Origin of the sequence: Salinisphaera orenii subsp. orenii MK-B5 (assembly GCF_003788635.1) — a bacterium.
Lineage (GTDB): Bacteria > Pseudomonadota > Gammaproteobacteria > Nevskiales > Salinisphaeraceae > Salinisphaera > Salinisphaera orenii.
Genome location: NZ_AYKH01000005.1, coordinates 83,983 through 103,153, shown reverse-complemented (window position 1 = coordinate 103,153; position 19,171 = coordinate 83,983). Strand labels below are relative to the sequence as shown.

Genomic DNA, 19,171 nt, shown 5'->3' with positions numbered 1-19,171 from the left:
CACGCAGTTTCTCTCCCAGATGCCGGTGCTGCTCGTGGTGCTGCCGCTGCTGGCGGCGCCCGTGTGCGTGATCGTCCACCGTGCAGCGCCCGCCTGGTTCATCTATGCGCTGATCTCCTGGGCCTGCTTCGCGATCGCCTTCCTGCTGTTCGTGCAGGTCCGCATCGGCGGTCCGATCAGCTACATCCTGGGCGGCTGGCCGCCGCCCTTCGGCATCGAGCTGCGGCTGGACGCGCTGAACATGCTCGTCGTCCTGCTGGTGACGGGCATCGCCGCGATCGCCTCGATCTATGCACGCGCGAGCATCGCCGCCGAGATCCCGCGCGAGCGGGCCTACCTGTTCTATGCCGCGCTGCTGCTCTGTCTTTGCGGGCTGCTCGGCATCAGCATCACGGGCGACGCGTTCAATCTGTTCGTCTTTCTCGAGATCTCGTCTCTGTCCTCGTACAGCCTGATCGCGATGGGGGCGAAGCGGCGGGCGCTGCTGTCGGCGTTCCAGTATCTGATCATGGGGACGATCGGCGGCACCTTCCTGCTGATCGGCATCGGTTTCCTCTACATGATGACCGGCAGCCTTAACATGGCCGACATCGCCGATCGCCTGCCCGCGGTCTCGGACACGCGCACCGTCGAGGCGGGCCTGGCGTTCATCGTCATCGGCCTGAGCCTGAAGTTCGCTCTGTTTCCGCTGCACATCTGGCTGCCCAACGCCTACACCTACGCGCCGTCGGCGGTCAGCGCGTTCATCGCCGCAACCGCCACCAAGGTCGCGGTCTACGCGCTGATCCGGTTCCTGTTCACGGTCTTCGGCGCGGCCTACGCCTTCGGTCAGCTGCCGCTCGGCGAGGTGCTGATGGTGCTGGCCGTCGTGGCGATGCTCTCGGGATCGGTGGCGGCGATCTTCCAGACCGATGTCAAGCGGCTACTGGCCTGGTCGAGCGTGGCCCAGATGGGCTACATCGTGCTCGGACTGTCGATGGCCAGCGCCACCGGCCTGACCGCCGCACTCGCCCACATCGTCAATCACGGCATCATCAAGGGCGCGCTGTTCATGGCGGCCGGCGCGCTGTTCTGGCGCATGCGCGCGATCTCGATCAACGACGTGGCCGGTCTCGGCCGGCGCATGCCCCTGACCGCGGCGGCCTTCGTGGTCGCCGGACTCGCCCTGATCGGGGTGCCCGCCACCGGCGGCTTCATCAGCAAGTGGCTCCTGCTCGAGGCGGTCATGGAGGACGCGCACTACGGCCTGGCGGCGGCCATTCTGGTCAGCTCGCTGCTGTCGGTCATCTACATCGGGCGCGTGGTCGAGGCCCTGTATTTCCGCGATCCCGCCGATAATGACGGCAAGACCGCCGAAGCGCCGGTGTCGATGGTGGCCGCCACGTGGGTGCTGGTCGGCGCGAGCGTGGCACTCGGCCTGTACGCCTCACCACTGGTGGAAACCGCCGAACGCGCCGCAGCCGGGCTGCTCGGGAGCGGGGCATGAACGCGCTCTGGCTTCCCCTGCTGGTCGCGCTGCCGGCCGTGATGAGTCTCGTGGTCGCCATCAGCGGCCGCTGGCCGAACCTGCGCGAGGGCGTGAGCGTGGCCACCGCACTCGCGCTGCTGGCCGGAATCGCCGGGTTCATCGGCGACGTCACGGCCGGCGGGCGACCGAGCTTCACCCTGTTCGAGATCCTGCCCGGCGCCAGCCTGACCTTCACGCTGGAGCCGATCGGCCTGCTGTTCGCGATGATCGCCTCGGGGCTGTGGTCGCTGACCACCGTCTACGCCGCCGGCTACATGCGCGGCAACGCCGAACATGCGCAGACGCGTTTCTTCGTCTGCTTCGCGCTGGCGATTTCGGCGGCCATCGGCATCGCCTTCGCGGGCAATCTGATGACGCTGTTCATCTTCTACGAGATGCTCACGCTGTCGACCTATCCGCTGGTCACCCACCACGGCGACGCCGAGTCTCGCGACGGCGGGCGGGTGTATCTCGGCATCCTGCTCACGACCTCGATCGGCTTCTTCCTGCCGGCGATCGTGGCCACGTGGCTGCTCACCGGCAGCATCACCTTCACCGACGGCGGGCTGATGGCCGGCTCGGGCCTCGGCGCGCTCGGAGCCGGCCTGCTGTACGCCCTGTTCCTGTACGGGACCGGCAAGGCAGCGCTGATGCCGTTCCACCGCTGGCTGCCGGCGGCGATGGTCGCCCCCACCCCGGTCTCCGCGCTGCTGCACGCCGTGGCCGTGGTCAAGGCCGGCGTGTTCATCGTGCTCAAGCTGACGGTGTATGTCTTCGGCGTCGACTTCCTCGCCGAGACCGGCGCCTCGCAGCCGATGATGTGGATCGCCACGATCACGGTACTGGGCGCCTCGCTGATCGCGATGACGAAGGACAATCTCAAGGCAAGGCTGGCGTATTCCACCGTCAGCCAGCTGTCCTACATCGTGCTCGGCGCCACCATGGCCTCGAGCCTGGGCATTCTCGGCGGCTCCATGCACATCGCCATGCACGCCTTCGCCAAGATCACGCTGTTCTTCTGTGCCGGCGCCATCTACACCGCCACGCATCGCAAGAACGTCAGCGACCTCGACGGCCTCGGCTATGCGATGCCGATCACCTTCTCGGCGTTCTTCATCGCCTCGCTGTCGCTGATCGGCATTCCGCCGATGGGCGGGATCTGGAGCAAGTGGTATCTGATGGAGGGCGCCGCGGACGCGGGCCACATCGCGATCATTCTGGTGCTGTCGCTGAGCTCGCTGCTCAACATCGTCTATCTCCTGGAGATTCCGACCCGCGCGTTCTTCCACAATCCGCGCCCGGACACGCCGCGCAACTGGCAGGAGGCGCCCTGGGCCTGCGTGATCCCGCTGTCGATCACGGCGGCCGGCTGCATCGTCTGGTTCCTGTATCCCCTGCCGTTCACGGCGCTGCTCTCGCCGTGGGCGCCCCAGTGATCCGAGGTTGGTCATGCTGATCGAACGCAATCCGCAGTCGCTGCGCCGCCCGAGTACGCCGGCGCGTCGGCGCGCCGCCTGGCTGCTGTACGCGGTCTGCGCGCTGACGCTGGTACCGAGCCTGTTCATTCACCCGCACGCCAAGTTCGGATTCGCCGAGCTGCCGGCGTTCCACGCCCTGCTGGCCTTCGTCACCGGCTGCGTGCTGGTGCTGGCCGCGATCATCCTGCGACGGCTGATCATCCGCGGCGAGGACTATTACGAGCATCGGACCTGACATGCCCGCATGGCTGAACAATCCCGGCATGCTGCTGATCATCGCCGGCTGCATCATCCCCCTGCTGCCCTATCGCGCGCGCATGGTGGTGCTGCTCGGCGCCCCGGCCGCCGGGCTGGCCTGGCTGTGGCAGATTCCGCTGGGCACCACCACGCAGATGGCGCTGCTGGAATACACCCTCACGCCTCTGCGGGTCGACGGGCTCGCGTTCACGTTCGGCGTGATCTTCCACATCGCCGCCTTTCTGGCGGGTGTCTACATGTGGCACACGCGCAGCCGGCTGGAGCCGGCCGCGGCGCTGATCTATGCCGGTTCGGCCATCGGGGCGGTGCTGGCGGGCGATCTGATCACGTTGTTCATGTTCTGGGAGGTGACCGCGATCGCCTCGGCGCTGCTGCTGGTCATCCGCGGCCTGCGCGACGCCATGATCGTGGCCCGGCGCTATCTACTGGTGCAGATCGGCTCCGGCCTGTTCCTGATGGGCGGCGCCGCGATCCACATTCACGCCACGGGCGACGTCGCCTTCACCCACCTCGGCCTCGATGCCCCGGGCGGCTGGCTGATTCTGTTCGCATTCGGCATCAAGGCCGCCTTCCCCCTACTGCACAACTGGCTGCAGGACGCCTACCCTTCGGCCAGCCCGACCGGCACGGTGGTGCTGTCGGCCTTCACCACCAAGATGGCCATCTACGCGCTCGCACGCGGCTACGCGGGCACCGAGCTACTCATTCCGATCGGCGCGGTGATGACGATCTTCCCGATCGTCTATGCCATGCTCGCCAACGATCTGCGCCGCGTGCTCTCCTACAGCCTCAACGTGCAGCTGGGTTTCATGGTGGTGGCCGTGGGGATCGGCACCGAACTGGCGATCAACGGCGCCGCGGCCCATGCCGTGACCCACATCCTTTACAAGGCGCTGCTGTTCATGTCGATCGGGGCGGTACTGCATCAGACCGGGCACGTCCGGGCGACCGAACTCGGGGGGCTGGCCCGTCAGATGCCCTGGACGGCCGCGTTCTGCGTCATCGGCGCGGCCTCGATCAGCGCCTTCCCGCTGATGGCCGGGTTCGTGAGCAAGTCGCTCATCCTGTCCGCCGTGGCCGAGGAGAAATGGGCCGCCACCTGGGTGACGCTGACCGCCGCTTCGGCCGGCGCGCTGCTCTATGTCGGGATCAAGATCCCCTACTTCGCCTTCTTCGCGCCGAACGACCAGATCAAGGCCGATCCCGCGCCGCGCAACATGCAGATCGCCATGGGGCTGACCGCGACGGCCTGCATCGCGCTCGGCCTGGCGCCCGGGCTGTTGTATTCGATCCTGCCCTACCCCGTGGACTATCAGCCCTGCACGGTCGATCACGTGGTGACCCAGATGCAGCTGCTCGCCTTCTCCGGGCTGGCGTTCTGGCTGGCCTGGCGGGCGGGGCTCTACCCGCGCCCGATGCGCGCGGTCCATCTGGACACGGACTGGCTCTATCGTCGCGTTCTGCCGGCGCTGGGTCATGTCGGCGAACGGCTGTTCCAGACCGCGAACCGCCGCTTCAGAGCCGGCGCCGGCTCGCTTGCGGACACCGCCATGACGCGGCTGCGCGTGCGCTACGGGGCGACCGGGGTACTCTCGCGCACCTGGAGCACGGGCTGGATGGCGCTCTGGGTGGCGATTCTGCTCATCGTCTATCTGGCGCTTTACTACTAGCGTCATCCAACGCCGGTGCGAGCGTCGCACCGGCCAGATCGACGACATCAAAGCCTGGCGCGGCCTCTCGCCGCGATCAAGCCGTGACCGACCGCGCATGGGGCGCTATCGCGCTCAGCCGTTCGTCTGCGCGGCTTCCATCGCCTGCCAGAGACAGGGCTGGCCACTGGCCTCTGACAACATCTCCAGATAGCGCCGGTGCGCCGCCTGCTCCACCTCACTGGCGCGCGTCACACGCGGCCGGCGGCCTGCGCCGGCCAGGTGCTCGGCCAGACCCGCGGTCGCCACGGCCGCCGCCCCGGCCTCCGATTCCGCGGCCAGCGCGATGTCGATCTGACCGCCGGTCATCGATAGATACACGTCCGCCAGCAGCTGGGCGTCGAGCAGCGCGCCGTGCAGTTCGCGGTTGGAGTTGTCGATCTCGAAGCGCTTGCACAGGGCATCCAGGCTGTTGCGCTGGCCGGGATAGGCCTGGCGGGCCTCCACCAGGGTATCGATCACCGACTGTCGCTCCTCGAGCGCGGTATGCCCGGCATCGACCAGACGGAGTTCGTGGTTGAGAAAGGCCAGATCGAAGGGCGCGTTGTGGATGATCAGCTCCGCCCCGGCCAGGTAATCGGTCAGGGTTTCCGCGATTTCATGAAAGCGCGGCTTGTCGTCTAGAAACTCGAGCGTGATCCCGTGCACGTCGATCGCGCCCTGATCGATATCGCGATCCGGGTGGATGTACAGATGCAGGTCGTTGCCCGTCAGCCGGCGATCGGCCAGTTCCACGCAGCCGATCTCGATGATGCGGTGACCCTGGGCCGGCTCGAGGCCGGTGGTTTCGGTGTCCAGCACGATCTGACGCATGCTCGGTTTCTCCTGGCCTGTGGCCGGCGATCAGCCGCGCGCGCGCGGCAGTTCGTCGATACCGCGGTTGGCGAGCGCATCCGCGGCTTCGTTGCCGTCGTTGCCGCTGTGTCCCTTGACCCAGTGCCACTCGATCTCGTGGCGTTCGCAGGCGGCGTCGAGGGCCCGCCACAGATCGGCGTTCTTGACGGGCTTTTTCGCCGCGGTCTTCCAGCCGTTGCGCTTCCAGTTGGCCAGCCACGACATGATGCCCTGACGCACGTAGGTGGAATCGGTGTGCAGCTCCACCCGGCAGCCGCGCTTGAGCGCGGACAATGCCTCGATAGCGGCGGTGAGCTCCATCCGGTTGTTGGTGGTCTCGCGCTCGCCGCCGAACAGTTCGCGCGTGCGCCCGTCGCAGCTCAGCAGCGCGCCCCAGCCGCCGGGGCCAGGATTACCGCGGCAGGCGCCGTCCGTATAGATCACAACCGTTTTCGTCATCGTCGATATGGTAGCCCACCGGTGCCGGTGCGCGCCAAGGCGGCGGGTGCTGCGGCCCGGCTGCGCGCGGTTCGCCCGTGCTCCCGGTTGCGCGATACCACCTGCCGCCGCGCCAGCACGGCATACGCCTGCGCGGCACATGCCAGCGGTTCCAGCCAGCGCTTGCCGCTGCCCACGGCATAGCGGCCACCGAACAGCGGAAAGCCGAGACCGTAGCGCCAGAGCAGATCCGGCTCGAACTCGAGCAACCGCAGCCAATCAAACAGCCGGCCGGCGCTGGGCGGCGCTGCGCACGGCGTGAAGCGCGGTGCGCGCCGTCCGGGCATGCCCTGCCACAGCGCCCAGAGCGACCACGGATTGAACACGAGCACGATCAACTGGCCGCGCGCGCTCAGTACCCGCGCGCATTCACGCAACAACGCGTGCGGCGCCGCAACCTGCTCCAGGCTGTGCGCCAGCACGAGCGCATCAACACTGCCGGAGGCCAGCGGCAGATGCTGGCCGTCGAACAGGGCGTCGGCATCCGTGCCCGCCGACCAGGCGAGCCGCCACTGGCGAAGTGTACCGGCATGATCGAGCAAGGCGCGATCGATGCCCCAGCGGCCGACCTGCACGCAGCGATACCCGGTGAGCCTTGGCAGCAGCTCACGCAGTAGTCGTTGCTCGTACTGCAGGAAAAGACGTGCTCTTGGGGTCTCGAGCCAGTCCCGCGATTCCGTGTACCGTGCAGGTAGAAAGCGTAACAATTGATTTTGGCTCAGGCCGTTGGCAACATCTTCCGATGATCGACATTAAACCGCTATCGGCACTGTCCGACAACTACGTATGGGTTCTCGGCCGCGAGGGGGACGATCGCGTCGCGATCGTCGATCCGGGCGAGGCCGCGCCGGTGCAACGTTTTCTGGCCGAACAGGGCAAACGCGTGGGCGCCTACCTGATCACGCATCACCACGGCGATCACATCGGCGGCCTCGATGCGCTGCTCGCCGAGCACGACGCCCCGGTCTACGGGCCGCGCGCGGAGGCGGCGACGATCAAGCGGCTGACGCATCCGCTGGCCGGGGGAGACCGCTTCACCCTCGACTGTCTCGACACCGAATTCGAAGTCTTCGACGTACCGGGCCATACCCTCGGTCACATCGCCTATCTCGCGCCGGGTGAACTGCTGGCCGGCGACACCCTGTTCCGCGGCGGCTGCGGCCGCGTGTTCGAGGGCACGGCCGCGCAGATGCAGGCTTCGCTGGCCACGCTGCGGGCACTGCCGGCCGATACACGCGTCTATGCCGGACACGAATACACGCAGAAGAATCTCGCCTTCGCCCGCATGGTGGAGCCCGACAACACGGCGGTAATAGACGCCGTGGCGGCCGTCACCGCCCTGCGGGATGACGACCGGCCGAGCCTGCCCGGCACCCTGGCCGAAGAGTTCGAGATCAACCCGTTCCTACGCTGGGACCAACCGACAGTCATCGCCGCTGCCAGCGATCGCGCCGGTCGCGACCTGACGGACCCGGCCGAGATTTTCGCCACACTGCGCGAATGGAAGAATGCCTCCTAGGCGCCGTCGCCACGCCGGCGCAGCCGCGGTCCTGGCGCTGCTGTTGGCCGGCTGCGCCACCGAACCGCCCCAAACGACTCGTACCACCAACCCGCCATCCGCCCCGTCGGTCGAACGGCCTTCGCCCAAGCCGGTGCAGCCCTCCGACACTCCCGCTGAAACGTCCGTGGCGCGTCAGGACTACCAGCCGCAATCCTGGCGCGATCCGTCGGAGGATCTGTGGGCGCAGGTACGCGACGAACTGAGCCTCGACCCGCACGCACAGCGTCGCGAGGTGCGCGAGTGGACGCAATACTACGCCACGCATCAGGGGCATGTGGACGCCTCGCTGGAACGCGCGCAGCCCTACCTCTGGCATGTGGTCCGGGAAGTCGACGCGCGCGACCTGCCGGGCGAGCTGGCGCTGCTGCCCATCGTCGAGAGCGGCTACAACGCCGCCGCCCGCTCCTATGTCGGCGCCAGCGGCCTGTGGCAGTTCATGCCGGGGACTGCGGACCACGTCGGCCTGGCGCGCGACTGGTGGTATGACGGCCGGAACGACGTCATCGCTTCCACCGACGCCGCGCTCGACTACCTCGAGATGCTGGTATCGCGCTATGACGGCGACTGGCTGCTGGCGCTGGCGGCCTATAATGCCGGGCCCGGGCGCGTCGATGCGGCCCTCGAACGCGCCACCGCCGAGGGTATCCCGGCCGACTACTGGCATCTGGAGCTACCGCGCGAGACCACGGAATACGTCCCCAAGCTGCTCGCCATACGGCGCATTCTTGTCTCCCCGCGTCGCTTCGGAATGACCTGGCCGTCGCTGGACAACGAAGCCCGCACGCGTGCGGTGACCCTGTCGAAGCAGGTCGAACTCGCGGTCGCCGCCGACATGCTGGACATGTCCGAGGCCGCGCTGCGACGCCTCAATCCCGGCATGCGCCGCTGGGCGAGCACCCCGGACGGCGGTCGCACGCTGCTTGTACCCGCGGACAAGGCGGCCGCCTTCAGCCGGCAGCTCGCCGCCGCCGAACCCTCTGAACTGGTTCATCGCCGCACCCACACCGTGCGCCGCGGCGAAATCCTGGGCCGGATCGCCAACGCTTACGGCGTGAGCGTCTCGGCCCTGCGCCAGGCCAATCATCTGGCCGGCGATCGCATCCGCGCGGGGCAGACGCTGCAAATCCCGCGGGGCGGCAAGGCGCCCCCGGCGGAGCCAACCCGGCGCTACGTGGTCCAGTCGGGCGATACGCTCTGGGACATCGCGCATCGCTATAACGTGGCCGTGGACGCGCTGCAGCGCGCCAACGCCGACGTTGACACCCTTCGACCGGGCGCTTCGCTCACCATTCCGGGCGCCGCGACACCGCCGGCGCCGACCACGCATGTCGTCCAACGCGGCGAGTCGCTGTGGTCGATCGCCGACGCCAACGACGTCGCCATCGCCGACCTGCGGCGCTGGAATCGGCTCGAGCCGGGCGCAACGCTGCAGCCGGGTCGGGAGCTGGCCGTCGACGGGCCCGCGCCGTTGCCGGACTTCTACGAGGTCGAGTCCGGCGATTCGCTCTGGTCCATCGCGAGTCGTTTCTCGATGCAGGTGACGACGCTGCGCAGCTTGAACGACATGAGTTCCAACAGCACTATTCAGCCCGGCCAGCGGTTACGGCTGCAGCCGGCTGTGTCCGGCTAACAAGGCCGTTCCCACGGCAGACGCATTCCAGGAGACGACATGGGATTTCTAGACGGCAAGAAGGCGCTGATCACCGGCCTGGCCAGTGAGCGCTCGATCGCGTACGGCATCGCCCAGGCGATGCGCGACCAGGGCGCGGAACTCGCGCTGACCTATCAGGGCGACAAGCTCAAGGCACGCGTGGAGAAGATGGGCGCCGCGCTCGGCACCGATATCGTGCTGCCGCTGGACGTCGCCGAGGACGAGCAGATCGACGGACTGTTCGAGCAGCTCGGCCGACACTGGGATCAGCTCGATGTCCTGGTCCATGCCATCGGCTATGCGCCGCGCGAAGCGCTGGCCGGCGGTTACCTCGACAGCCTGACGCGCGAGGCCGCCCACGTGTCGCACGACATCAGTGCCTACAGCTTCGCGGCGCTGGCCAAGGCCGGTCGCGGCATGTTCTCGGACAACGCGTCGCTGATCACCCTCACCTATCTCGGCGCCGACCGCGCCATGCCGGGCTACAACATCATGGGTCCGGCCAAGGCCAGCCTCGAGTCGAGCATGCGTTTCATCGCCTATGACCTCGGACCGCGCGGCATTCGCGCCAACGCGATCTCGGCCGGTCCGATCAAGACGCTGGCCGCGGCGGGCATCCGCGGCTTTCGCTCCATGCTGAGCCACGCCGCGGCCGGCTCCCCCCTGCAGCGCAACGTAACCCAGACCGAAGTCGGCAACGCCGCGGCCTTTCTCGCCTCGGACCTGGCCTCGGGCATCACCGGCGAAGTGCTCTATGTGGATGCCGGATACCGGATCATGGGCATGACCCCGGGCGCGGAGTCGGACGACTAGACCCGCGTCTCAATAACGCGCACACGGCGGCCGGGGCGACCCGGCCGCCTTTTTTTCGTTCAGTCGATGCGGTTCTCGTTGATCTCGACGTCGGCCTGGTTACGCAGATACGCGTTCAGCGCGCCGTATTCCTGGCGTGCCACGTACTGGCGCTGCTGCTCGGCGAACTGCTCGCGCGGCGTGGCGCTATCGCTGTCGTCACCGGCCCGCACGCCGTCGACCACCACAAGGGCGACACGCCCGTCGGCGGTCGCGGTCACGTCGAGGCGCCGCGTGTCATTCTCGGGGCTCGGCAGGCTGAACGCCGCCTCGCGCACGCGCGGGTCGACCTCGCGGTCGGAACGGCGGATGAAGCCGGGCGACTCCAGCGTCGGCCCGTCCTCGCCGGTCAGCGATTGCAGCGACTCACCCGCTTCGAGGGCAGTCATCGCCTCGCGCGCCGACTCCCGCGCGCGGTCCTCGGCCTTCTGCCGCGCCACGCGCTCGCGCACGGTGTCGCGCACCTCGTCGAGCGGCCGGCGCTCGGCCGTCTGATGCGACTCCACCCGCAGCACCACCCGGCGGTCAGACCCGAGCTGTATCGGCGTGCTGTTGAGTTCGTCCTGCAGCACCGAATCCGAGAAGGCGGCCTTGCGTATCGCGTCGTATTGGCCGATGCCGTCGCCGCCCTCGCGGGTGATCCACCCGGTGTCCTGTATCTCGAGATTCAGCTCGTCAGCCAGCGTTTGCAGGTCGTTCGGCGCCTCGTAGGCCAGCGTCTCCATCCGATCGCTCTTGTCGCTGTAGGCGGTGACCTCGCGCTGCGCCGAAGCGATCGCTTTCAGCTGGGACTGGACTTCCGGATCATCGAACGACGGCGTGCTCGCCTGCGTGACATCGCTGAGACGCAGCAGATACCAGGCTTGCTCACCGCGCACCGGGGACGACGTCTCGCCGGTATCGAGCTCGAACAGCGTCTCGGCAACGGCGTCGGGCAGGTCGCCGGGTGCGGCGCCGTCAATGCGGCTGTATTCGGCACCATCCACCGATCCGGCGGCCGCCTCCAGATCCGCGTCCTGCGCCGCAGAGGCAAGCTGCTGGATGCGATCGCGCGCCGCGTCGCCGTCCCCCTCGATCGGCACGCGCACCTGTACACCCCTGCGTCGCTCCGGTTCGCCGAACTGGGCCTTGTTCTGCTCGTAGAGTTCGCGCAGTGCCGCCTCGTCCGGAGCGGCATCGCCGGCCGCGGCATTGCTGCGGGACAAGGAGACGTAGGAGAGCTTCACACGCTCGGGCCGCTGGAACTGATCCGCATGATCCTCGTAGTACGACTCGAGCTCGGCATCGCTGACATCGACATCGTCGATATAGCGCTGGGCATCGTAGGCGAGATAGCGCACGCGACGCTCCTGGTTGACCAGACGATAGGCCTGATCGACCTCGGCCGGCGACGCGAACGCACTCGTGGTCACGTCACGGCGCAGCTGCTGGCTCTTGAGATCCTCGCGCAGGCGCGCCTCATACCGGCCGGCGGGAATCCCGGCCTGCGAAAGCAGGCTGCGATAGCGCTCGGGCGAGAACTGGCCGTCGACCTGGAACTGCTCGTTGCTGCGCAGGGCCGCCAGCAGCCGCGCGTCGGTCACGCGATAACCGGCCTCGTCGGCGTACTGCGTGAGCACCGCTTCGTTGATGAGGCCCTGCAGAACCGTACGGCGCAGTTGCTCCGGCGGGAACATGTCGGCGTCAAAACTATCGCCCATGGCCTGACGCAGGCGCTGATAGCGCTGATTGTAGGACTGCTGGAGCTGATAGCGCGTGATCTCGGTGCCGCCGACGCTGGCGACCACCGGGTCCGACGACGGCGTGAAATAGGAACCGATGCCCCAGACACCGAAAACCACCGCGATGACCGCCACCACCACATAGGCAAGCGGTCCGCTCGCGTTATCGCGAATTTTCTGCAGCATTGATCTCGCTCCCGCGTCCCTCAGTCCTTGAATGCGATGACCGGCGCGGCCGTTGGGCCGGCACCGACCGCCCATTGTGCCGCATGGGCGTTCGCGCGGCAGCCTTCGACTGCATCACGCAGTGGTTGCACGCATAAAAAAAGGGCGCCCGAAGTGCGCCCTTTTCTCGATATGTGCCGATCGTGGCGATCGGCATCCATCGTATGGCGGAGCGGACGGGACTCGAACCCGCGACCTCCGGCGTGACAGGCCGGCATTCTAACCAGCTGAACTACCGCTCCGAAAACTTTTTTGGTGGGTGCTGACGGATTCGAACCGCCGACATTCGCCTTGTAAGGGCGACGCTCTACCAACTGAGCTAAGCACCCTGCCCGGCGTGTCGGCTTTCGCCGTTCACCCAGCGAAGGCGCGCTAGTTTACAGCGTCTTTGAGTGCTTTACCAGCCTTGAAGCCAGGAGTTTTTCCGGAAGGGATCGTGATCGACTGACCGGTCTTCGGATTGCGGCCCTGACGGGCGGCACGTTCACGAACGGAGAACACGCCAAAGCCGACCAGCGATACCTTGTCGCCCTTCTTCAGTGCATCGGTGACCGAATCGATCATGGCGTCTACCGCCCGGGAGGCGTCCGCCTTCGACAGGTCCGCATCGGCGGCGACCGCATCGACAAGTTCGGTTTTGTTCATAACTAAATCCCCTGAGGAGTGAATACGATTTTGAACCCGCGGGACCGGGCCTTCAAGCAACGCTCGATCGCGAACGCATCGCCGACCATGCGCGTCCGCGCCGCCTCGATCAAGCCGGGCGGCGCGGGCATAAGCGGCTGTTATACCAAGCGCCTCTTTGCAGCGTCAACAAAGGCTTTCGCCGACTCGCGCATCGCCCGGCCCGGTCGTGATCAGTGCGCACGCACGCCCGCCGGATCGTTCTTGCCCGTCGCCTCGGCACCGGCGCTGTCCTCGGCCAGCGGCTGGGGCTGGCGCGTCAGCGCGATCTCGAGCACTTCGTCGATCTTGCGGACCGGCCGGATATCGAGCCGATTCTTGATGTTGGCCGGAATCTCGGCCAGATCCTTCGTGTTCTCGTGCGGAATGACCACGATCTTGATTCCGCCGCGATGCGCCGCCAGCAGCTTCTCCTTGAGCCCGCCAATCGGCAACACATCGCCCCGCAGCGTGATCTCGCCGGTCATGGCGACATCCGCCCGAACCGGGATCTGGGTCAGGGCCGAGACCATGGCCGTGCACATCCCGATGCCCGCACTGGGCCCGTCCTTGGGCGTCGCGCCCTCGGGCACGTGGACGTGCATGTCGACCTTCTGCATGAAGTCGCGCTCGATGCCGAGCGCCGTCACGCGCGAGCGGATGACCGTGAGCGCGGCCTGGATCGACTCCTGCATGACGTCGCCGAGCGAGCCGGTGTGCAGGGGCTTGCCCTTGCCCGGCACGACCGCGGATTCGATCGACAGCAGTTCGCCGCCGACCTCGGTCCAGGCCAGACCGGTCGCCTGACCGACGCTGTCCTGCTCCTCCGCGCGACCGTAGCGATACTTCGGCACGCCCAGATACTTGTCCAGATTGCGCTTGGTCACCTGCGCGGTGCCCTGTTTCTCTTCGCTGATCAGCTCCTTGACCACCTTGCGGCAGATCTTGCTGATGTCGCGCTCGAGATTGCGCACACCGGCCTCGCGCGTGTAGCGGCGGATGATGTCGGTCAGGGCGTTGTCGGAGACGGACAGTTCCGCTTCCTTCAGCCCGTTCTCCTTCATCGCCTTCGGCAGCAGGTAGCGCTCACCGATGTTGACCTTTTCGTCCTCGGTATAGCCCGACAGCCGGATGACCTCCATGCGGTCGAGCAGCGGCTCCGGGATGTTCATGGTGTTGGCCGTGCACACGAACATCACCTGCGACAGATCGTAGTCGACCTCCAGGTAATGATCGCCGAAGGTGTTGTTCTGCTCCGGATCCAGGACTTCGAGCAGCGCGGACGCCGGGTCGCCCCGGAAATCCATCGCCATCTTGTCCACCTCGTCGAGCAGGAACAGCGGGTTACGCACGCCGACCTTGGCCATGTTTTGGATGATCTTGCCTGGCAGCGAGCCGATGTAGGTGCGCCGATGGCCGCGGATCTCGGCCTCGTCGCGCACGCCGCCCAGGCTCATGCGCACGAACTCGCGATTGGTCGCGCGCGCGATCGAGCGCCCCAGCGAGGTCTTGCCCACGCCCGGCGGACCGACCAGGCACAGGATCGGCCCCTTGATCTTCTTGACGCGGCTCTGCACCGCGAGATTCTCGATGATGCGCTCCTTGATCCGCTCGAGGCCGTAGTGGTCGGTGTCGAGCGTCTCCTGCGCCTTGGCGAGGTCGATCTTGGTGCGGCTGCGCTTCTTCCACGGGATGTCGACCATCCAGTCGAGATAGTTGCGCACCACCGTCGCCTCGGCCGACATCGGCGACATGCTCTTGAGCTTGTTGAACTCGTTGGTGACCTTCTTCTTCACCTCCTTGGGCATGCCGGCCTTCTCGATCTTGTCCTCGAGTTCATCCAGATCGTTGGGCGCGTCGTCGATCTCGCCCAGTTCCTTCTGGATGGCCTTCATCTGCTCGTTGAGGTAGTACTCGCGCTGAGACTTCTCCATCTGCTGCTTCACGCGGCCGCGGATCTTCTTCTCGATCTGCAGCACCTCGATCTCGGCGTCGGTCTTGGCCACGACGTGCTCGAGCCGGGACTGGGCATCGGCGATCTCGAGCACGTCCTGGCGCTCGTCGAGCTTGAGGTTGAGATGGGCGGCGATGGTGTCGGCCAGCCGGCCGGGCGAGTCCATGCTGGAAAGCGACGGCAGCAGTTCCGCCGGCACTTTCTTGTTGAGCTTCACGTACGATTCGAAGGTCGACACCGCCGAGCGCATGAGCGCGTCGATTTCGGCGTTGTCCTCTTCGGCATCCTCGATGATCGCGTAACCGGCCGCGAGGCTGCCCTCGTGCTCTTCGAGACCGGACAGACGGGCGCGGTCGGCGCCTTCGACCAGCACCTTCACCGTGCCGTCCGGCAGCTTCAAGAGCTGCAGGATGGACGCGAGCGTGCCGACTTCGTAGATATCGTCGGCGCCCGGGTCGTCGATGTCTGCGGCCTTCTGCGCGACCAGGAGGATCTTCTTGTCCTCGGCCATGGCCGCCTCGAGGGCGTTGATCGATTTCTCGCGGCCGACGAACAGGGGAATGGCCATGTGCGGGAAGACAACGACGTCCCGCAACGGAAGAACCGGCACCTGGGCATTCTCTGCCATTGGAAGCCTCGCGTAAAAAGCGGCCGGCATTGCGCCGGCCCCTGTGAATTTGCTTGAAAAATGCGGGCGCCGGGGCCGATTTCAATCGACGCCGGCGCCGCCCGGCCGCGACCGGGCCTTCGGGTCACGCCCCCGCGCGGCTGGCGTCGGCGTTCTCGTAGACGATATAGGGCTGAGCATCGCCTTTGACCACCGCCTCGTCGACGACCACCTTGGAGACGTTCTCCATCGCCGGCAGTTCGTACATCACGTCGAGCAGGATCGATTCCAGGATCGTGCGCAGGCCGCGGGCGCCGGTCTTGCGTTCCATCGCGCGGTGTGCGATCGCCCGGAGCGCATCCTCGCGCAGCTCGAGCTCGCAGTTCTCCATTTCGAAGAGCTTCGCATACTGCTTGGTCAGCGCATTCTTGGGCTCGCGCAGGATCGAGATGAGCGCGGTCTCGTCCAGCTCCTCGAGCGTGGCCACGACCGGCAGCCGACCGACGAACTCGGGAATCAGCCCGTACTTGACCAGATCCTCCGGCTCCACGGTGGCCAGCATCTCGCCCAGCGAGCGTTTTTCGGACGCGCCCTTGACCTCGGCCGAGAAGCCGATGCCGGAGCGCCCTTCGCGAGTCTGGATCGTCTGATCCAGGCCGGCGAACGCGCCGCCCACGATGAACAGGATGCCCGAGGTATCGACCTGCAGGAACTCCTGCTGCGGGTGCTTGCGCCCGCCCTGCGGCGGGATCGAGGCCGTGGTGCCCTCGATCAGCTTGAGCAGGGCCTGCTGCACGCCCTCGCCCGACACGTCGCGGGTGATGGACGGGTTCTCCGACTTGCGCGAGATCTTGTCGATCTCGTCGATGTAGACGATGCCGCGCTGGGCCTTGTCGACATCGTAGTCGCACTTCTGCAGCAGCTTCTGGATGATGTTCTCGACGTCCTCACCGACGTAGCCCGCTTCCGTGAGCGTGGTGGCGTCGGCGATTGCGAAGGGCACGTCCAGCAGCCGGGCCAGGGTCTCGGCGAGCAGCGTCTTGCCGCAGCCGGTCGGCCCGATCATCAGGATGTTGGACTTCTGCAGCTCGACGTCGTCCTCGGCGGCCTCGGCGTTCAGGCGCTTGTAGTGGTTGTACACGGCGACGGCCAGAATCTTCTTGGCCGGCTCCTGGCCGATGACGTAGTCGTCGAGGACGCGCCGGATCTCCTGCGGGCTCGGCAGGCCCTGCTTGGCCGGCTTGCTCGCAAGCTCCTCGCGCATGATGTCGTTGCACAGATCGACGCACTCGTCGCAGATGAATACCGACGGGCCGGCAATCAGCTTGCGCACCTCGTGTTCGGACTTGCCGCAGAAGGAGCAGTAGAGCGTGCGCCCCGAGTTGCCGTTGGAGCCGCTGTTGCCGTTGGATTCTTCTGCCATGGTCTGGGACCTCTCAAAAAACAGGCGGTCGATATACCCTGTATGGCATATCGCGCGAACGCTTGTCACGAAGTTTCAACCGTCAAACCCCGCATCGCGCTGCGGCACAGCCGATCGATCGTCGGCCGTGCCGCGGGCGTGCCGAATGAACGGCAAGTGACTACTTGGACTTCTCCGCAAGCGCCGCACGCGAGGTGAGCACATCGTCCATGACGCCGTATTCGGTGGCGTCCTTCGCGCTCATGAAGTAGTCGCGCTCGGTGTCACGCTTGATCCGGTCGAGCGGCTGGCCGGTGTGATGCGCCAGCACCTCGTTGAGGCGCTCGCGCGCATGCAGGATCTCGCGCGCGTGGATTTCGATGTCCGTGGCCTGACCCTGGAAGCCGCCCAGCGGCTGATGGATCATCACGCGCGAGTTGGGCAGGCCGTAGCGCTTGCCCTGGGCGCCGCCGGCCAGCAGCACCGCCCCCATGCTCGCGGCCTGGCCGAGACACATCGTGGCCACGTCCGGTTTGATGAACTGCATGGTGTCGTAGATCGACATACCGGCCGTGATCACGCCGCCCGGCGAGTTGATGTAGAGCTGGATGTCCTTGTCCGGATTGTCGGACTCCAGGAACAGCAGCTGCGCGACAATCAGATTGGCCATGTGGTCGTCGATGGGACCGACCACGAAGATGACGCGCTCCTTGAGCAGGCGCGAATAGATGTCGAACGAGCGCTCGCCGCGGGCGGTCTGCTCGATGACCATGGGGATGAGGCCCAGATTCTGGGCCGGCACGTTGTCGTCGTTGCGATCTGCCATAACCGTTGCTTCCTCGATCGCGCGGCGGTTAGCCGTCCTCGCGATTGGCGTTGAGTAGTTCGTCGAGCTCGACCGTTTTCTCGGTCACGGTCGCGCCCTCCAGCAGCTTGTCGATGACCTGCTCTTCCATGACCATGGCCTGCAGGCCCTGCATCAGCTGCGGATTCTGCTGATAGTACTGCTTGACCTGCTCGGCCTGGTCGCCGTAGCCGGCGGCCACCTCTTCCATCTTGGCGTTGACGCGCTCCTGATCGAGCTCCAGCTCCTTTTCCGAGATGACCTCGGCGATCAGCAGACCCAGCGCCACGCGGCGTTCGGCCTGCTCGCGCAGCGCCTCGTCGGGCAGCAGCTGCTTGGCCTGCTCCTCGTCCTGCTGCATCTGCTCGGGCATGCGCTGCATCGCTTCCTTGCGCATGCGCTCGATTTCCTGCGCCACCATGGACTCGGGCACGTCGATCGGATTGGCGCCGTGCAGGGCGTCCATGGTCTGGGTCTTCACGCGCGTGTCGGCGGCGTGGCGCGCCTCCTGCTCCAGCGACTCGCGGACCTTGGACTTGAGCTCGTCCACGCCGCCCTCTTCGATGCCCATCTGCTGCAGGAAGGCCTCATCGATCTCGGCCGGCTTGGGCTCCTTGATGTCCTTGACGGTGACCTCGAAGTTGGCGGTCTTGCCGGCCAGATCCTTGGCCCCGTAGTCGTCGGGGAAGCTCACGTCGACGTCGAATTCCTCACCGGCCTTGCGCCCGACCAGCGCGCGCTCGAGATCCGGCAGGAACTGCTGCTCGCCGAGATTGACCTCGATATCCTCGCCCGAGCCGCCCTCGAACGCCTCGCCGTCGATCCGGCCGACGTAGTCGACCACGGCCTGATCGCCGTCACGGGATTCACGCTCGACGCTCTCCCAGGTCTTGTTCTGATCGCGGATGCGTTCGATCGTCTTGTCGACGTCGGCATCCGTGACTTCGGCCACAGGCTTTTCGACCGCGATATCGTCCAGGCCCTTGAGCTCGATCTCGGGATAGACGTCGAAGGTCGCGGTGAACTCGAGGGGTTCGTGCTCCTTGACTTCACCGAGTTCGATCTGCGGCTGGCCCGCAGGCTTGAGCTCGCTCTGCTCGATGGCTTCTGGATAGACGCTCTGCACGAGCTCGCCGGCGGCCTCCTGGCGCGCCTGCGCCCCATAGCGCTGATACAGCACCTTGGTCGGCACCTTGCCCGGACGAAAACCCGGGATCTTGGCGTGTTCGCCCACGCGCCGAACCTTGGCGTCGACCGCCTCGGTCACGCGCTCCGCCGGGATCTGCACCTTGAGCCGACGGGCCAGGCCACCGGGGTTTTCTACGGAAACGTCCATCAATTACCTCGAATTATCCAGTATCTGCGTTGAATCAAGCCGACCGGACGGCGGCGGCGCGCGCGTCGATC

The 19,171-nt window shown here is 66.5% G+C and carries 16 protein-coding genes and 2 tRNA genes; 7 read left to right on the top strand and 11 right to left on the bottom strand.

Translation table 11 applies throughout. The features are described 5' to 3' along the window. Positions 1–19 precede the first annotated feature (19 nt). Genes SAOR_RS04160 through SAOR_RS04145 form a run of 4 tightly spaced genes read left to right on the top strand, consistent with a single transcriptional unit; the run spans position 20 to position 4,913 of the window. Complete coding sequence (locus SAOR_RS04160; RefSeq protein ID WP_123630363.1) at positions 20–1,486, top strand: monovalent cation/H+ antiporter subunit D family protein; 1,467 nt, start codon at positions 20–22, stop codon at positions 1,484–1,486. Further along, entirely contained in the window at positions 1,483–2,943 is a 1,461-nt protein-coding gene (locus SAOR_RS04155; protein ID WP_123630341.1) for a monovalent cation/H+ antiporter subunit D family protein, read from the top strand. The genes SAOR_RS04160 and SAOR_RS04155 overlap by 4 nt, the downstream gene beginning before the upstream one ends. A gap of 13 nt (positions 2,944–2,956) precedes the next feature. Next, positions 2,957–3,220, top strand: a complete 264-nt coding sequence (locus tag SAOR_RS04150) for a hypothetical protein (protein ID WP_123590711.1) — start codon at positions 2,957–2,959, stop codon at positions 3,218–3,220. 1 nt (position 3,221) lies between these two features. Continuing rightward, positions 3,222–4,913 carry a Na(+)/H(+) antiporter subunit D gene (locus tag SAOR_RS04145; protein WP_245965388.1) on the top strand — a complete coding sequence of 564 codons (1,692 nt, stop codon included), beginning with the start codon at positions 3,222–3,224 and terminating at the stop codon, positions 4,911–4,913. Between the two features lie 114 nt (positions 4,914–5,027). On the opposite strand, the gene dnaQ is transcribed toward SAOR_RS04145, so the two are convergent. From dnaQ to SAOR_RS04130, 3 genes are read right to left on the bottom strand one after another with little or no spacing between them, the layout of a single operon-like run. Further along, positions 5,028–5,765 carry a DNA polymerase III subunit epsilon gene (gene dnaQ / locus SAOR_RS04140; RefSeq protein ID WP_123630340.1) on the bottom strand — a complete coding sequence of 246 codons (738 nt, stop codon included), beginning with the start codon at positions 5,763–5,765 and terminating at the stop codon, positions 5,028–5,030. A gap of 30 nt (positions 5,766–5,795) precedes the next feature. After that, positions 5,796–6,245, bottom strand: a complete 450-nt coding sequence (gene rnhA / locus SAOR_RS04135) for a ribonuclease HI (protein WP_123630339.1) — start codon at positions 6,243–6,245, stop codon at positions 5,796–5,798. After that, a complete protein-coding gene (locus SAOR_RS04130; protein WP_185015538.1) occupies positions 6,242–6,859 on the bottom strand; it encodes a class I SAM-dependent methyltransferase in 618 nt (205 codons plus the stop codon). The genes rnhA and SAOR_RS04130 overlap by 4 nt, the downstream gene beginning before the upstream one ends. Positions 6,860–7,026: 167 nt before the next feature. Between SAOR_RS04130 and gloB the strand changes: the two genes are divergently transcribed. The 3 genes from gloB to SAOR_RS04115 all read left to right on the top strand — a co-directional run bounded on the left by gloB (position 7,027) and on the right by SAOR_RS04115 (position 10,309). After that, entirely contained in the window at positions 7,027–7,803 is a 777-nt protein-coding gene (gloB, locus tag SAOR_RS04125; protein WP_123630337.1) for a hydroxyacylglutathione hydrolase, read from the top strand. 166 nt (positions 7,804–7,969) lie between these two features. Further along, positions 7,970–9,475 (top strand): LysM peptidoglycan-binding domain-containing protein, encoded by a 1,506-nt coding sequence (locus SAOR_RS04120; RefSeq protein WP_185015537.1) that lies wholly within the window; start codon positions 7,970–7,972, stop codon positions 9,473–9,475. A 39-nt stretch (positions 9,476–9,514) separates the two neighbouring features. Next, on the top strand, positions 9,515–10,309 hold the full coding sequence (locus SAOR_RS04115) for an enoyl-ACP reductase FabI (protein ID WP_123630335.1): 795 nt from the start codon (positions 9,515–9,517) through the stop codon (positions 10,307–10,309). Between the two features lie 59 nt (positions 10,310–10,368). On the opposite strand, the gene SAOR_RS04110 is transcribed toward SAOR_RS04115, so the two are convergent. The 8 genes from SAOR_RS04110 to tig form a co-directional block, all read right to left on the bottom strand. Continuing rightward, positions 10,369–12,255: a SurA N-terminal domain-containing protein gene (locus tag SAOR_RS04110; protein ID WP_185015536.1), complete on the bottom strand. Its 1,887-nt coding sequence runs from the start codon at positions 12,253–12,255 to the stop codon at positions 10,369–10,371. Between the two features lie 204 nt (positions 12,256–12,459). Then, positions 12,460–12,536: transfer RNA gene (locus SAOR_RS04105), tRNA-Asp, on the bottom strand. Positions 12,537–12,547: 11 nt separating this feature from the next. Beyond that, positions 12,548–12,623, bottom strand: a tRNA-Val gene (locus SAOR_RS04100). A gap of 43 nt (positions 12,624–12,666) precedes the next feature. After that, positions 12,667–12,939 carry an HU family DNA-binding protein gene (locus SAOR_RS04095; RefSeq protein WP_123590719.1) on the bottom strand — a complete coding sequence of 91 codons (273 nt, stop codon included), beginning with the start codon at positions 12,937–12,939 and terminating at the stop codon, positions 12,667–12,669. 212 nt (positions 12,940–13,151) lie between these two features. Further along, on the bottom strand, positions 13,152–15,539 hold the full coding sequence (lon, locus tag SAOR_RS04090; RefSeq protein ID WP_123630333.1) for an endopeptidase La: 2,388 nt from the start codon (positions 15,537–15,539) through the stop codon (positions 13,152–13,154). A 124-nt stretch (positions 15,540–15,663) separates the two neighbouring features. Continuing rightward, complete coding sequence (clpX, locus tag SAOR_RS04085) at positions 15,664–16,941, bottom strand: ATP-dependent Clp protease ATP-binding subunit ClpX (RefSeq protein ID WP_123590721.1); 1,278 nt, start codon at positions 16,939–16,941, stop codon at positions 15,664–15,666. Positions 16,942–17,101: 160 nt separating this feature from the next. Next, positions 17,102–17,746: an ATP-dependent Clp endopeptidase proteolytic subunit ClpP gene (gene clpP / locus SAOR_RS04080; protein WP_123630332.1), complete on the bottom strand. Its 645-nt coding sequence runs from the start codon at positions 17,744–17,746 to the stop codon at positions 17,102–17,104. A 28-nt stretch (positions 17,747–17,774) separates the two neighbouring features. After that, positions 17,775–19,100 (bottom strand): trigger factor, encoded by a 1,326-nt coding sequence (tig, locus tag SAOR_RS04075; protein WP_123630331.1) that lies wholly within the window; start codon positions 19,098–19,100, stop codon positions 17,775–17,777. Between the last annotated feature and the right edge of the window lie 71 nt (positions 19,101–19,171).